We start from the raw sequence: 12,802 nt of genomic DNA on the forward strand, positions 1-12,802 counted from the left end.
ATAGAGACGTGGAACCACCTGATCCCATTCCGAACTCAGTCGTGAAACGCGTCATCGCCGATGGTAGTGTGGGGTCTCCCCATGTGAGAGTAGGTCATCGCCAGGCACCTAATACGAGAAACCCTCATCACTTCGTGGTGGGGGTTTTTTTATGCTTGAAGGTTATTCTGAGAAGTCTAGAAACGACGCTAAAGGGGAAAGTGTTACTGCAAATAAAAAGCACCCGACAGAAGGGTCGGGTGTGTTAGGGCTTGGGCTAAAAAGAGATTTTCAACAAAAATACGTCTACCAGAGCAAACCTCTACTTAGTCAAGATCGAGTTAGATACCGTAGGCTTGGCGATAGTGACGGATTGCTTCTAGCTCAGCCTGCTGATCGCCCTGTTCTTCGAGATATTCAATAACCTGACTTAAAGAGATGATGCTGATGACGGGAATGCCATAATCACGCTCTACTTCCTGAATGGCAGAAAGTTCGCCCTGGCCTCGCTCTTCGCGGTTTAAGGCGATTAAAACCCCTGCAGCGGAGGCACCAGGTGAGCTTTGTATCAGTTGCATCACCTCACGGATGGCGGTTCCTGCTGTGATCACATCATCTACGATCAGAGCGCGGCCTTCTAAAGGCGCACCGACGAGCTGTCCACCTTCGCCATGATCTTTCACTTCTTTGCGATTAAATACATAGGGTAGGCTGCGGCCAAAATCCCGTGCTAAAGCTACCGCTGTTGTTGTGGCGAGAGGAATACCCTTATAGGCCGGTCCAAATAGTAGATCATATTCGATACCTGAGTTGTGTAGGGCCGCAGCATAGGCTTGGCCGAGCTTTAACAGGGCATCACCATTATTAAATAGCCCAGCATTAAAAAAGTAGGGGCTTTTACGGCCAGACTTGAGCGTAAATTCGCCGAAGCGTAATACCTTCTGAGCGATGGCAAATTCAATAAATTCGCGTTGAAAGTCCAGCATGATCGGTAAATCTCCAGTTAAATATCGACTTGTCTATGATAGCGGTGATGCCTAGTTGCATCCATTGCTGCGCGATAAATTTCCTTTTAGGTGACTTCCCGATACAATTCGTTCTTTCTAGTTATTTGCACATCATTCATTCTTCAATGGGGCCAAGAGTATATGCGCGTGATCTCATTCAATACGCAGGGTATTGAACAAGCCGCTGATAAAGGATTCTTTGACTGGATGGCCAAGCAGGATGCCGACGTGGTCTGTTTGCAGAGTTTACGTGCAAAAGAATATCAACTAGATGGAGATCGTTATCATCCAGAAGGCTATCACGCTTATTTCTTTGATGCTTTTGAAGACGGTTTTAGTGGTGTTGCCATCTATACACGCCATGTTCCCAAAGCCGTAATGACCGGATTGGGCTTTGAACAGTGTGATTTTAATGGTCGCTTTATTCAGGCTGATTTTGATAAGTTCAGTATTTCCTCTTTTACAATCCCTTCAGGGTTAAAGTCCGACGAAGCCCAGGCCGCTAAAATAGAGTACCTAGAGCTCTTTATGGGACATCTGAAGAAAACGCTGCGTAAGCGTCGTGATTTTATCTTTACAGGCACGCTGAATATTGCTCATAAGCCCGTCGATCTGAGTAATTGGTATGTTAACCAGCGTGTTTCGGGTTTTCTGGCTGAAGAGCGTGCTTGGATAGAGGAAGTGTTTGGCGACTTGGATTATGTAGATGCTTTTCGTCAAGTGAACAAAGCTGAGCGTCAGTATACCTGGTGGCCAGACTATAACCGTGCCTGGAAGCTGAATGAGGGTGCGCGTCTGGATTACCAGATCACGACTCCTAATCTGCGCAAAACGATCAAGTCTGCCAGTATCTATAAAGACCAGCAGTTCTCTGAACACGCTCCGTTGATTGTCGACTACGACCTAGGATTTTAAGTTCGCTTACAGGTAGAGGTGTTAAGCCAAAAGCCACACACCTCTATCTATCGTCTGCTTATCTTGAAATGGTTATTTCAAGTATTTCAAGCCAATGCTGTGTTAGCCTTCTAAAGCGGCTTTTTGCGCGGTGATGATTTCACTGATACCCTTCTGAGCCAGAGCAAGCATCTGGTTTAACTCATCTTGTGTATAGGGTGCTGCCTCAGCAGTGCCTTGCACCTCAATAAAGCCGCCCTTGTCATTCATAATGACATTCATATCGGTTTCAGCATTAGAGTCTTCGCTATAGTCCAGATCGAGGATGGCCTGCCCTTTATGCATACCGACCGAGACCGCCGCGATCATCTGTTTCAGTGGATTGCCTTTAACGGCACCATTCTTGTCCTGGCGTAACACATTTACGGCATCCACTAAAGCAACACAAGCCCCGGTGATCGCGGCTGTGCGTGTACCACCGTCTGCCTGAATCACATCACAATCAATCGTGATGGTGTTTTCTCCAAGTTTCTTCAAATCCAGTGCTTGACGTAGTGAGCGGCCAATCAAACGTTGAATTTCGATAGTGCGCCCACCCTGTTTACCCTTAGTCGCTTCACGATCATTACGCGTATGCGTGGAGCGTGGTAGCATCCCATATTCGGCGGTCACCCAGCCAGAACCTGAGCCGCGTAGAAAGCGTGGTACACCCCGATCAACCGTTGCAGTACAAATCACTTTGGTGTCACCAAACTCAACCAAGACGGAGCCTTCTGCGTGTTTAGTGAATTGACGAGTAATGCGTATTGGGCGCATCTGATCAGCTTGACGCCCACCTGAGCGTAATTTATCCAATCCAAGATGTTGTAGTTGTTCTGAAAGAGTTGAGCTCATGTTCTGCCTTAATATTTGGAGAGCGAAGCGTTCAGTAGCCCCACTTGAAAGAGCCTGTGAGTGGGAGTTCGCTGTAAGATGTCATGAGAATTTTAATCCAGTTTGCGTGAAGATAATACGCGTGTGCACGGGATTCAGCCCAGGCCAAGGCAGACAGGCTAAACCTTAAACAAAAAATGCTATGATCTATTTTTTCATAACCCATACAGGATCCCAAGAATAATCATGAACACTCTGGGCAGTTTGTATATCATCTCAGCCCCCTCTGGCGCAGGAAAAACCAGTCTAGTCAAGGCCTTGTTAGCGCTAGATCCTTCGGTTCTGGTCTCGGTTTCTCATACCACGCGAGCACCACGTCCAGGTGAGCAAGAAGGTCAGGATTATAATTTTGTCAGTCCTGAGCATTTTGATGAGATGGTCGGCCGTGGTGAATTCCTTGAATATGCTGAAGTCTTTGGCAATAGGTATGGAACTTCGCAACACTGGGTGCAGCAGCGTCTGGCAGAAGGCCTAGACGTGATTTTGGAAATTGATTGGCAGGGTGCACAACAGGTGCGTCGTCTGGTTAAACAAGCGGTTTCAATTTTTATCTTGCCACCGAGCCGTGAAGCTTTATTGCAGCGTTTAGCCGGGCGCGGCCAAGATGATTCCAGTGTGATTGCAGCACGTATGGCCGAAGCGGTGAGTGAAATGAGCCATTACCCAGAATTTGATTATTTGGTCATTAATGATGACTTTGACCACGCTTTGGCCGATTTGGCGTGTATCTTCCGAGCACAGCGTCTGAAACAGCATCCTCAGCAACAACGTCACGCTGAGTTATTAGCTCAGCTCTTGTCGGAGTGATAAGGAAGCCTTAAACTATCGTGTTCATTTTTTAAACGCTGTTTTGAGGTGGTTATGGCTCGTGTGACCGTTGAAGATTGTTTGGATAAAGTTGAAAACCGCTTTGAACTGGTTATGGTGGCCTCTAAGCGCGCACGTCAGTTAGCAACTGGTGGTAAAGACCCTAAGGTCGAGTGGGAAAATGATAAGCCGACGGTTGTGGCTTTGCGTGAGATCAGTGAAGGTCATGTCAGCCGTAGCATTCTTGATGTAATGGAAGATAACTGAGTTTCTTTCTCTTTCCCTCGTTATCGTTATGCGGCATCATCTTAAAGTCAGCCTCATAGGGTTAGCTGTCTGGAGGAATGATGCCGACGATTGACGACCTATCTCAACGCTTAACCGACTACCTTGAGCCGCCTCAGGTTCAGCAGGTACGTCGCGCCTATTTTTATGCGGAACAAGCACATGATGGCCAACGTCGTAAAAGCGGCGAGCCCTATGTGACGCATCCTTTAGCTGTTGCTTCTATCCTAGCAGGGATGCACATGGATCATCAGAGCCTGATGTCGGCCATGCTGCATGATGTAATCGAAGATACAGATATTAACTATGACGGTATTTCTAGCCAGTTTGGTCAACCGGTTGCGGATATCGTTGATGGTGTGTCCAAGCTGACGCATCTTGAGTTTGAAACACGCGCAGAAGCTCAAGCTGAGAACTTCCAGAAAATGGTTCTGGCGATGGCAGAAGATATCCGTGTCATCATCGTCAAGTTGGCGGATCGTTTACACAATATGCGGACACTGGGAGCCATGCCGCCCGTCAAGCAGCGACGCATTGCGCGTGAAACCCTTGATATCTATTCACCGGTGGCGGCCCGATTAGGGATGCGTGATCTACAGGTCGAATTAGAGGATCTGGCGTTTCAGGCGTATCACCCGATGCGAGCACGCCATATCCGCCGTGCAGTGGTCAAGGCACGTGGTCAGCGCCGAGATATCATTAGTCAGATCGAACAAGCGATTCAGACTCGATTACAGATGGAAGGTCTGTCGGGAGTGGTGACGGGGCGAGAAAAGCACCTGTATAGCATCTATAAGAAAATGAAGACGCAGCGCAAAGCCTTCGTCGACATTATGGATGTTTTTGCTTTTCGAATCGTGACAGAAAGCGTCGATGATTGTTATCGTATCCTCGGTGCGGTACATAATCTGTACAAACCTGTACCTGGACGCTTTAAAGATTACATTGCTATTCCCAAGGCCAATGGTTATCAATCTTTACACACAGATCTTTTTGGCGCCAAAGACATTACCATTGAGGTACAGATTCGTACGCGTGAAATGGATGCCGTGGCCAGCCAGGGGATTGCAGAGCACAGCCATTATAAAATGTATGGTGACTCTGCCAGTGCGGTGGGTTCTTATAACCGTGCCCGAAAATGGGTTCAGGGTTTGTTGGAGATGCAACAGCGTGCCGGTGACTCTATGGAGTTTATCGATCACGTTAAGAAAGATCTTTTCCCGGATGAAGTCTATGTCTTCACACCTAAAGGCCGTATCTTAGAATTACCGCGTGGCGCGACCCCTGTCGACTTTGCCTATGCGGTGCATACAGATGTGGGTAACTCCTGTGTTTCTTGTCGTATTAACCGACGTTTAGCGCCTTTATCCCAACCTTTGGAAAGCGGTCAGACGGTCGAAATTGTCACGACCCCTCGTGCACAGCCGAATATGGCCTGGCTCAACTTTGTGGTCACCGGTAAAGCGCGTGCCAGTATTCGCCATTTTTTGAAGAATCAGCAGCGCCATGAATCGGTTGAGTTGGGTCGTCGTCTGCTCAATCAGTTTTTGAGCAACTATGGTATCAGCATCGAGCAGATAGATTCAGCTAAGCTGGCTCAGTTGCTTAAAGAAGCCGAACTTGCCTCCTTGCAGGATCTGCTGGAAGACATTGGCATGGGACATCGTATGGCCTATGTGGTTGCGCGGCGTTTACGACCCGATGGCCCGAGCCAAGAAACAGCAGAAGCGCCAGTTGAAGCCAGTGGCAAACCTATAGCGATTAAAGGCGCTGAAGGCATGGTATTGCAGTATGCAAAATGCTGCCAACCTATACCAGGCGACGCCATTATCGGTCATATCAGTACGGGTAAAGGCTTGGTGGTGCACCGTGCTGACTGTGGCAACATTGGTGCTTTAAGAGATGATCCTGAGAAGTGTATCTATCTTGAATGGTCGGATAGTAATCAGTCGGAAGACTATGCCGTGACGCTGATGATCGAGGTGGAATCACAACGAGGGATTATCGCAAATCTCGCTACAGCCGCTTCTGCGGCCGGTGCCAATCTGCTGAAGATCGACAGCGGCGAGCGCCAAGGTCAGATGTGTTCAGTACAGATGGTTGTGGCCGTTGCCAATCGTGTGCATTTGGCGCGAGTGATCCGTAAATTGCGTGGATTGCGCTCAGTTTTAAAAATCACCCGCCCCTAACGGATATCGATTTGAACAGTGTTTCTACAGAGCCTCGAAACGCTGTGCTCTACGGTTTTTCTGCACTTGATCGGGAGCATAGAGGCGCCCACTCATAAAAATCCACACGCCTTCTGGACAGAGTTGAACGGCGGCTAAGGCTCCACCCAGATTAAAAGCAGCATCACTTTTTTGGCAAATTGCAGGTTGCATCGCACCGGTGAGAATGATCGTCTTGTGCGCTATCCCGGTTAGACACTTTGCGGTCTGAATCATGGTGTCAGTACCATGGGTGATGATGATTTGGCGCGCGGTTGATGTCTCCACCGCAGCACGGATCTGTTGGCGGTCTGCATCGTTCAGTTCCAAGCTGTCTTTACGCAGGAGTGGCGTGATGGTGTAGTCTAGCTGGACACGAGCCGTTTCCAGTATCTCTGTCGCGGCAGGATCCCCAATGCAAAATTCGCTTAATGCATCAAAATAAATTTTGTCGAAGGTTCCACCCGTGGTAAAGATCTCAAGATCCATAGTCTTTCCAGTTCAAAAAGGTTTGGTTTGATAGCGCATCTGCTAAACTAGTTTCAGCTTGCACCCAAGGGTATTCTATTCAGCGAGGATGAGTAAATTGTCAGTAGGCGCAAAACCACTCAGTGGCTCCGGTCAGCACGTCGTGAGAATGACCTTAGTGCATGATAAAGAAGGAAAACTTCTCGTTCTTTTGCCGGCCAGTTCCTTACTCAATCTCTCAGCACTTTGGCGTCTGACGGGGCGGACCTTACAGCCGGTCAGTTGTGCGGATGCGCAGCGTTTTTTTAGCCAAGAGGCTCTGAATAATACTTGGGGGCAAAAGCAGCTGTTTAATATGCCCTGTATCCTCGATACCAACCTAGATCCAGCGGCACGTCATGATATCTGGGAACCCATCACTGGGCTGAGATTTATGGCACGCGAGGGTTGGTTATCCGAATCCCTGCAAACGGGTGGGCTTGGCTTGAGTTGTGAGCTGATTGAATCCGTCCAAACCGCGAGTGATACGGAAGCGATTACACAAGCACTGGAACGTTTTACGGCTTTGCGTGTTCGGCAAAGATTGGAAGAAACCTTAGGTTTACCGGCATTTAATCAAACGACGCAGCGTATGATTATGCTGCGCTCTGATGCCGATGCGGAGGTTGAAGATCTGCTGAAGATCGTGAAGTTAGATCCCTCTTTGTCGGCTCAGATTATGAGCTGGGCGGCCTCTCCTTATTATGCGGCTCCGGGTCGGGTTGATTCGGTTGAAGATGCAGTAATTCGTGTCCTGGGTTTTGATCTGGTGGTCAACCTAGCTTTAGGTGTTGCTATGGGCAAAATTATGAACCTGCCCGATTCACAAGTGCGAGGTGCGACGCCTTTCTGGCTACAATCGCTTGCGATGGCGGCTCTAGCTGAACGCTTGTGTAAAAAAATGCCAGCCGAGCAACGTCTTAAGCCGGGTTTGGCTTATCTATCAGGCTTGTTACACAATTTTGGCTATCTGTTGCTTTCACATCTCTTCCCGGCGCAATTTTCGACCCTCTCCCGTTATATTGAAGCCAACCTACACCTGCCTTTTCCGGTGGTGGAGCAGCAGGTCTTGAATCTCACCCGTGATCAGATCGGGGCTTGGTTATTGGAAAACTGGTCCTTACCGGATAGCGTTTGTACCGCGATTCGTTATCAACAGGACGCGGGCTTCAAGGGCACAAACTTTCTCTATCCCTGTCTATTACGTGTGACGAGTTTGGCACTACGTGAGCAGGGTTTATCTGACGGCCCGGTCGAGTCGCCCAATCCTGCCGATCTGGAGGCGCTTGGGTTAAGTTTAGAAAGGGTGCAGCAGGAGGCGGCGTTGATTTGTGCCAGCCAAGATGCATTAAAATCACTGACCGAATTGTTCGAAGCCTAGCCGGCACTCTATAAAAGTGGGCTAGGTTGATCGATTTATTGAGTGGTTCTATGCACTCAGTTGTTGTTCGGTCTGCTCCAGGGTTTCGAGCGCTTCCAACCACTCCATCTCCACTTCCTCTAGTGCCTGGCGTAATTCAGCCTGTTGACTTAACAGCTGCTTCAATTCTTCTTTCCGTGCGATGGCATAGAGTTGGCTATCGGCCAAACGGGCTTCTAGCTGTGCGAGCTGCTCAGTCAGCGTGTGCATACGCGTATCCAGTTTTGCCACTTGCTGCTTTAATGGACGCAGTTTGGCTCTGAGTTCGGCTTCCAAGCGTTTCTGTTCTTTGCGTTCACTGGCACTTAAGGAGCGGTGATCGTTTGGGCTGGCATCCGTGTCTTGTGCTTGTTGTTGGCTGCGCCGATGTTGGTTCAGCCATTGTTGATAATCCTCTAGATCGCCCTCGAACTCTGTCACTTGGTTTTCGGCCACTAGCCAAAAATTATCCACCGTGTTGCGTAACAGATGTCGATCATGCGAGACCAGGATTAATGTGCCCTCAAAGGACTGTAGTGCTAGCGTCAGCGCATGGCAGACTTCGAGGTCGAGATGGTTGGTCGGTTCATCCATGAGTAGGAGATTGGGTTTTTGCCAAGCAATCAGGGCTAAAGCCACGCGTGCTTTTTCACCCCCAGAAAAGCGTTTGACCGGCTCTAGGGCGTCATCACCGACAAAACCAAAGCTGCCTAAAAAGTTGCGTATTTCTTGATCCGTGGCCTGGGGGGAAAGGCGGGCGAGATGCAAAAAGGCAGAGGCCTCTAGATCTAGCGCTTCAAGTTGATGCTGTGCAAAGTAGCCGATTTTTAAATGTTCACCGGCGACTCTTTGGCCCTGTAAGGGGGCTAGATCGCCCACTAGGGTTTTGATCAGTGTACTTTTGCCAGCGCCATTCGGGCCGAGTAAACCGATTCGCTGTCCAGGAATTAAGGTGACAGTAACCTGACGAAGAATCGGGCTTTCTGAATGATAACCTAAAGCGGCTTCTTTGAGTGTCAGTAGCGGTGAGGAGAGTTTGCTGCTACTCAAAAACTGGAAACTGAAAGGGCTATCGATATGTGCTGGAGCGATGTGCTCCATTCGCTCCAGCTCTTTTAAACGGCTCTGTGCCTGTTTGGCTTTGCTGGCTTTAGCGCGAAAGCGACGGACAAAGTTCTCGATATCCGCGATGCGTTCCTGTTGCTTAGTATAGGCCTGCTGTTGTTGAGCTAAGCGTTCGGCACGAGCGCGTTCAAAAGCACTGTAATTGCCTTTATAGAGCGTCAGCTGCTGTTGATACATATGGACGACATGACTCACGACATTGTCTAGGAAGTCTCGATCATGCGAGATGAGCAGGAGGGTGCCCGGATAGTTTTTCAGCCACTGTTCTAGCCATAACGAGGCATCTAAATCTAAGTGGTTAGTGGGCTCATCGAGCAGTAGGAGGTCACAAGGGCACATTAAGGCACGTGCAAGATTGAGTCGGATGCGCCAGCCACCGGAAAAGTCCGAGACAGCACGTGTAGCATCCCCTGTAGAAAAACCTAATCCAGATAAAAGTTGATGGGCTCGTGCCTCGGCACGATAGGCATCAAGATGCTCCAGTTCCGCATGAATCTGTGCGATCTGAGTGACCTGATGTGCGGCCTCTGCTGCGGCAAGCTGTGCCTGGGCTTGGCGAAGAGCGTGATCACCATCCAGTATATAGTCGAGCGCTGAGCGTTCACTGGAAACCACTTCTTGTGCCATATGGGAGATACGTAGATCCCCCGCCACAAAGAGATCACCGGCATCAGGTTGGAGATCGCCCAACAACAATTGAAACAAAGTGGACTTTCCCACACCGTTACTGCCGATCACCCCGACTTTCCAGCCACTGTGAAGGGTTAAATTGGCTTGATCCAGTAAGCGCTGGACACCACGTTGTATACTGAGGTTTTGAAGCTGAATCATGGTGGGGTAGGGTTCTCGGTATGAGCTTGGAAAATCCATTCTGGACGTTTGCCTTGAAAGTGTATAAAGATCCGCAGGTCCAGTCACTCTGTTTAGATTGGCAATCTTTGGGTCTCAGTGTGAATCGGGTGCTTTTTTGTTGTTGGTTGGCTGATGAAGCCACGCAACTTGAGGCCTGGCCCAGCATGCCGAGCGCGGATCTTTGGCAACAGCAGACCCTTGAGCCCTTACGACGGTTGCGTTATCAGGTGAAGTCATCTCTCCAGACCGATCCCTGCCTAGAGCGTTTATACCAAACTTTGCAACAGGCTGAGTTACAGGCAGAGCAGCGTGAGATCGCTTATCTTTGGCAATCCCGCCTGCATCAGGCCCCCTTTCAGCCCGCGCATGATTCCTCAGCCGCTTTAGCGCGGCAAAATCTGCAAGTCTATTTCCAGCAGTCTCTACCTAAGGGTCAGGCACCGGCTGAAAATCAGGTACATCAGCTAGTAGACAGGATATTTCCAAGCGTTTAGTGTGGGCTGTGTGCTGACCCTGAACTTTCACGTTAAATCGCACACTAATATCCACAGCTTTATGTCAATCAGACAGCAAAAAGGAAAGGTTATGAAAAAATTAACGCTGGCCGTGGCACTTGCCGGTGCCTTGGCTGCGAGCGCCTCAGTTCAGGCGCAGACGTTGACCAGCAACGAGGAAAAAATCAGTTACAGCCTGGGTGTTTTGATCGGTGAAAATCTCAAGCAGGATTTTGATAAGCTGAATCTGGATGCCTTTCGTGCCGGTGTAGCGACTGTTTATGGTCAAAACGCAGAGCTGATGAGTGGTGAAGAGATAGGGGAAACCTTGCAGGCCTTCCAGGTGCAACGTATGGAAGAGCAGCGTGCTGCCTTCCAGAAAATGGCCGATGACAATCTAAAAGCGGGGAAAGACTATCAGGCCGCCAATGCGAAAAAACGTGGTGTGAAAACAACCGCCTCGGGTTTGCAGTATGAGCAGTTGAGCGCAGGTCGTGGTGCGTCACCGAAAGCATCTGATGTGGTCAAGGTGCATTATCGTGGCCAGCTGACAGATGGTACTGAGTTTGATAGTTCGTATGCACGTGGTGAGCCGGTGTCTTTCCCATTGAGTGGCGTGATTCCGGGTTGGACAGAAGGTTTACAGTTGATGAAAGCGGGTGAAAAAGCACGCTTGGTCATCCCATCGGATCTGGCTTATGGTCCAGGTGGAATGGGCAACGCAATTGGACCCAATGAAACACTCGTATTTGAGGTCGAGCTGCTGGAAGTGAATCCAGATATGGCTCAGTAAGCAGTTTGTTTGAACGGGTTGCTCAGGAAAAACGATTGAGCAGCCCGTTTGAACCTATCGCAAGATAATCCCCTTCGCTGGCAAAAGCCACGTCATACACACTCGTACTGACCGGCCCATAACTTTTCTGTTGCGTCAGCTGCCATTGCTTGAGTAGAGCCCCCGAGCTGACATCCCAAAGCAAAACACTCCCTGAGGCGGTGCCCGTCAAGAGTTGCTGATTGTCATTGGAAAAACGTGCGCAGAGGAAAGATAAGCGGCGTTTAATAAAGCGCTCTTGTCCACTCAAGGCGTGTAGAGTTTCGGCATCACGGCTGCGTAAAATTCTTGCTTGAGCTAGGGTGGCGGAGCAGAAGAGGCTATTCGAATCTGGGCTGATTGCGACACAATTGACGAGATTGTCAAAGCCTTGGTTGGCGATCATTTCGCCGGTTTGTAGATTCCAAATCCGTGCTTGATAATCATCACAGCCGGTAACCGCAAGTCGGTTATCTCGACTGAGCGCCACACTGCGCACCCGTGCCGGGTGAGCGAGTGTTCGGCGTATCCCACCGTTCTTTACATCAAATAGAACAGCTTCGTGGCTTGCCAGTCCTAATAAAGCAAAATTACCCGCTGTCGAGACCGCTAGATCCAGGATTTCTGAGGGAGCACGCCAAAAACTGAGTCCTTGACCATTACTGGTTTGCCATAAGGCCAGCTCGATAGGCGTGGCGGTGACGGCAAAATCACCATCGGGGGAGAAGCCTGCATGTGTGACCTCGGTGATTTGATTGGCCTGATGGTTCCAATCAAATAGACGCTCGGCTTGACGCAGGTCCCAGAGGCTCGCGCCATGTTCAATGGAACCGATCAGGCCTAAACGTCCGTTTTCGGATAGGGCAGCAGAGTAAGCGCCGCCCAAGGTCATCGCAAAATGGCTGCTGGCTGAACGCCCGGGCTGACAACCGGCGAGCAAGCCCGCAGAGAGCAATAAAAAGTGGCGGCGTTTCACGCATCCACTCCTGCGACGAGATCACGATGAGCCGTATGCAGGTGTTCAATGAGCTGGTCTTCAATTTCAAAGCGCTCTTCTAGGTGCTCACCTAGGCGCGAGAGATCATTCGCGAACTCATGGATTTCACGGAGAGTGGGTTGCTCAAAACCGTTATAGCGGTCATTAAAGTCTAAACCGGCATCGGTTGAGGGCTGAATCCCTGGCAACAGAGCTTGTGCGATCTCAAGGCTGCCATCTTGGAAATCATTGCCTTCACGCAACAGCTGTTCGTAGACTTCAAAATGCCCAGAGGACATATAATCGATCAACTCGGCACAAAACTCGGCGAGTTTCTGATTCAGTTCATCCCCTAGCTTATGTTCGGGCAAACGGATGAAGGCAGAGATTAGGCTCTGTCTTTGTTCTAGCCAGTGATCGATAATGCGGCTGACACCGCCCCAGCGTTCTTTGGCGTTTCTGCATTTTTCTAACATGGTTCGCTCCTCGCGCCTCGGCCTGCCGTGTCCACTTTAGGTGGAGGATT

The 12,802-nt window shown here is 49.6% G+C and carries 13 protein-coding genes and 1 rRNA gene; 8 read left to right on the plus strand and 6 right to left on the minus strand.

Annotated elements, in window-relative coordinates:
* Positions 1 to 106: ribosomal RNA gene (gene rrf / locus E1H14_RS00005) — 5S ribosomal RNA — on the plus strand; the annotation flags it as partial.
* A 214-nt stretch (positions 107 to 320) separates the two neighbouring features.
* Here the strand turns inward: rrf and pyrE are convergent.
* Positions 321 to 965: an orotate phosphoribosyltransferase gene (gene pyrE / locus E1H14_RS00010; RefSeq protein ID WP_149389419.1), complete on the minus strand. Its 645-nt coding sequence runs from the start codon at positions 963 to 965 to the stop codon at positions 321 to 323.
* A 162-nt stretch (positions 966 to 1,127) separates the two neighbouring features.
* Here pyrE and E1H14_RS00015 point away from each other — a divergent pair, with 162 nt between their 5' ends.
* Complete coding sequence (locus E1H14_RS00015) at positions 1,128 to 1,901, plus strand: exodeoxyribonuclease III (RefSeq protein WP_149389420.1); 774 nt, start codon at positions 1,128 to 1,130, stop codon at positions 1,899 to 1,901.
* A gap of 102 nt (positions 1,902 to 2,003) precedes the next feature.
* Here E1H14_RS00015 and rph read toward each other — a convergent pair whose 3' ends face one another.
* Positions 2,004 to 2,774, minus strand: a complete 771-nt coding sequence (rph, locus tag E1H14_RS00020) for a ribonuclease PH (protein WP_149389421.1) — start codon at positions 2,772 to 2,774, stop codon at positions 2,004 to 2,006.
* Positions 2,775 to 2,999: 225 nt separating this feature from the next.
* Here rph and gmk point away from each other — a divergent pair, with 225 nt between their 5' ends.
* The 3 genes from gmk to E1H14_RS00035 all read left to right on the plus strand — a co-directional run bounded on the left by gmk (position 3,000) and on the right by E1H14_RS00035 (position 6,094).
* The gene (gene gmk, locus E1H14_RS00025) at positions 3,000 to 3,620 is read left to right on the plus strand and encodes a guanylate kinase (protein ID WP_149389422.1); all 621 of its coding nucleotides are present in this window, start codon (positions 3,000 to 3,002) and stop codon (positions 3,618 to 3,620) included.
* Positions 3,621 to 3,674: 54 nt separating this feature from the next.
* Positions 3,675 to 3,887: a DNA-directed RNA polymerase subunit omega gene (gene rpoZ, locus E1H14_RS00030; protein WP_149389423.1), complete on the plus strand. Its 213-nt coding sequence runs from the start codon at positions 3,675 to 3,677 to the stop codon at positions 3,885 to 3,887.
* Between the two features lie 80 nt (positions 3,888 to 3,967).
* The gene (locus E1H14_RS00035; RefSeq protein WP_149389424.1) at positions 3,968 to 6,094 is read left to right on the plus strand and encodes a RelA/SpoT family protein; all 2,127 of its coding nucleotides are present in this window, start codon (positions 3,968 to 3,970) and stop codon (positions 6,092 to 6,094) included.
* A gap of 24 nt (positions 6,095 to 6,118) precedes the next feature.
* Here the strand turns inward: E1H14_RS00035 and E1H14_RS00040 are convergent, their stop codons facing one another.
* Entirely contained in the window at positions 6,119 to 6,601 is a 483-nt protein-coding gene (locus tag E1H14_RS00040) for an asparaginase domain-containing protein (protein ID WP_149389425.1), read from the minus strand.
* 97 nt (positions 6,602 to 6,698) lie between these two features.
* Here E1H14_RS00040 and E1H14_RS00045 point away from each other — a divergent pair, with 97 nt between their 5' ends.
* The gene (locus E1H14_RS00045; RefSeq protein ID WP_160141991.1) at positions 6,699 to 8,000 is read left to right on the plus strand and encodes an HDOD domain-containing protein; all 1,302 of its coding nucleotides are present in this window, start codon (positions 6,699 to 6,701) and stop codon (positions 7,998 to 8,000) included.
* Positions 8,001 to 8,048: 48 nt separating this feature from the next.
* Here E1H14_RS00045 and E1H14_RS00050 read toward each other — a convergent pair whose 3' ends face one another.
* Positions 8,049 to 9,974, minus strand: a complete 1,926-nt coding sequence (locus E1H14_RS00050) for an ATP-binding cassette domain-containing protein (RefSeq protein WP_149389427.1) — start codon at positions 9,972 to 9,974, stop codon at positions 8,049 to 8,051.
* 20 nt (positions 9,975 to 9,994) lie between these two features.
* Between E1H14_RS00050 and E1H14_RS00055 the strand changes: the two genes are divergently transcribed.
* On the plus strand, positions 9,995 to 10,489 hold the full coding sequence (locus tag E1H14_RS00055; protein WP_149389428.1) for a TIGR02444 family protein: 495 nt from the start codon (positions 9,995 to 9,997) through the stop codon (positions 10,487 to 10,489).
* Positions 10,490 to 10,580: 91 nt separating this feature from the next.
* A complete protein-coding gene (locus E1H14_RS00060) occupies positions 10,581 to 11,282 on the plus strand; it encodes an FKBP-type peptidyl-prolyl cis-trans isomerase (protein ID WP_149389429.1) in 702 nt (233 codons plus the stop codon).
* 22 nt (positions 11,283 to 11,304) lie between these two features.
* Here E1H14_RS00060 and E1H14_RS00065 read toward each other — a convergent pair whose 3' ends face one another.
* The gene (locus E1H14_RS00065; RefSeq protein WP_149389430.1) at positions 11,305 to 12,276 is read right to left on the minus strand and encodes a WD40 repeat domain-containing protein; all 972 of its coding nucleotides are present in this window, start codon (positions 12,274 to 12,276) and stop codon (positions 11,305 to 11,307) included.
* Entirely contained in the window at positions 12,273 to 12,752 is a 480-nt protein-coding gene (gene rsd, locus E1H14_RS00070; RefSeq protein ID WP_149389431.1) for a sigma D regulator, read from the minus strand. The genes E1H14_RS00065 and rsd overlap by 4 nt, the downstream gene beginning before the upstream one ends.
* Positions 12,753 to 12,802: the final 50 nt, after the last annotated feature.

This window comes from Nitrincola tapanii (genome assembly GCF_008368715.1).
Classification (GTDB): domain Bacteria; phylum Pseudomonadota; class Gammaproteobacteria; order Pseudomonadales; family Balneatricaceae; genus Nitrincola; species Nitrincola tapanii.

Coding starts and splice junctions, on each gene's coding strand:
- rpoZ (WP_149389423.1), top strand. CDS start 3,675: ATGGCTCGTGTGACCGTTGAAGATTGTTTGGATAAAGTTGAAAACCGC.
- pyrE (WP_149389419.1), bottom strand. CDS start 965: ATGCTGGACTTTCAACGCGAATTTATTGAATTTGCCATCGCTCAGAAG.
- E1H14_RS00015 (WP_149389420.1), top strand. CDS start 1,128: ATGCGCGTGATCTCATTCAATACGCAGGGTATTGAACAAGCCGCTGAT.
- E1H14_RS00035 (WP_149389424.1), top strand. CDS start 3,968: ATGCCGACGATTGACGACCTATCTCAACGCTTAACCGACTACCTTGAG.
- E1H14_RS00050 (WP_149389427.1), bottom strand. CDS start 9,974: ATGATTCAGCTTCAAAACCTCAGTATACAACGTGGTGTCCAGCGCTTA.
- E1H14_RS00055 (WP_149389428.1), top strand. CDS start 9,995: ATGAGCTTGGAAAATCCATTCTGGACGTTTGCCTTGAAAGTGTATAAA.
- E1H14_RS00040 (WP_149389425.1), bottom strand. CDS start 6,601: ATGGATCTTGAGATCTTTACCACGGGTGGAACCTTCGACAAAATTTAT.
- gmk (WP_149389422.1), top strand. CDS start 3,000: ATGAACACTCTGGGCAGTTTGTATATCATCTCAGCCCCCTCTGGCGCA.
- rsd (WP_149389431.1), bottom strand. CDS start 12,752: ATGTTAGAAAAATGCAGAAACGCCAAAGAACGCTGGGGCGGTGTCAGC.
- E1H14_RS00060 (WP_149389429.1), top strand. CDS start 10,581: ATGAAAAAATTAACGCTGGCCGTGGCACTTGCCGGTGCCTTGGCTGCG.
- rph (WP_149389421.1), bottom strand. CDS start 2,774: ATGAGCTCAACTCTTTCAGAACAACTACAACATCTTGGATTGGATAAA.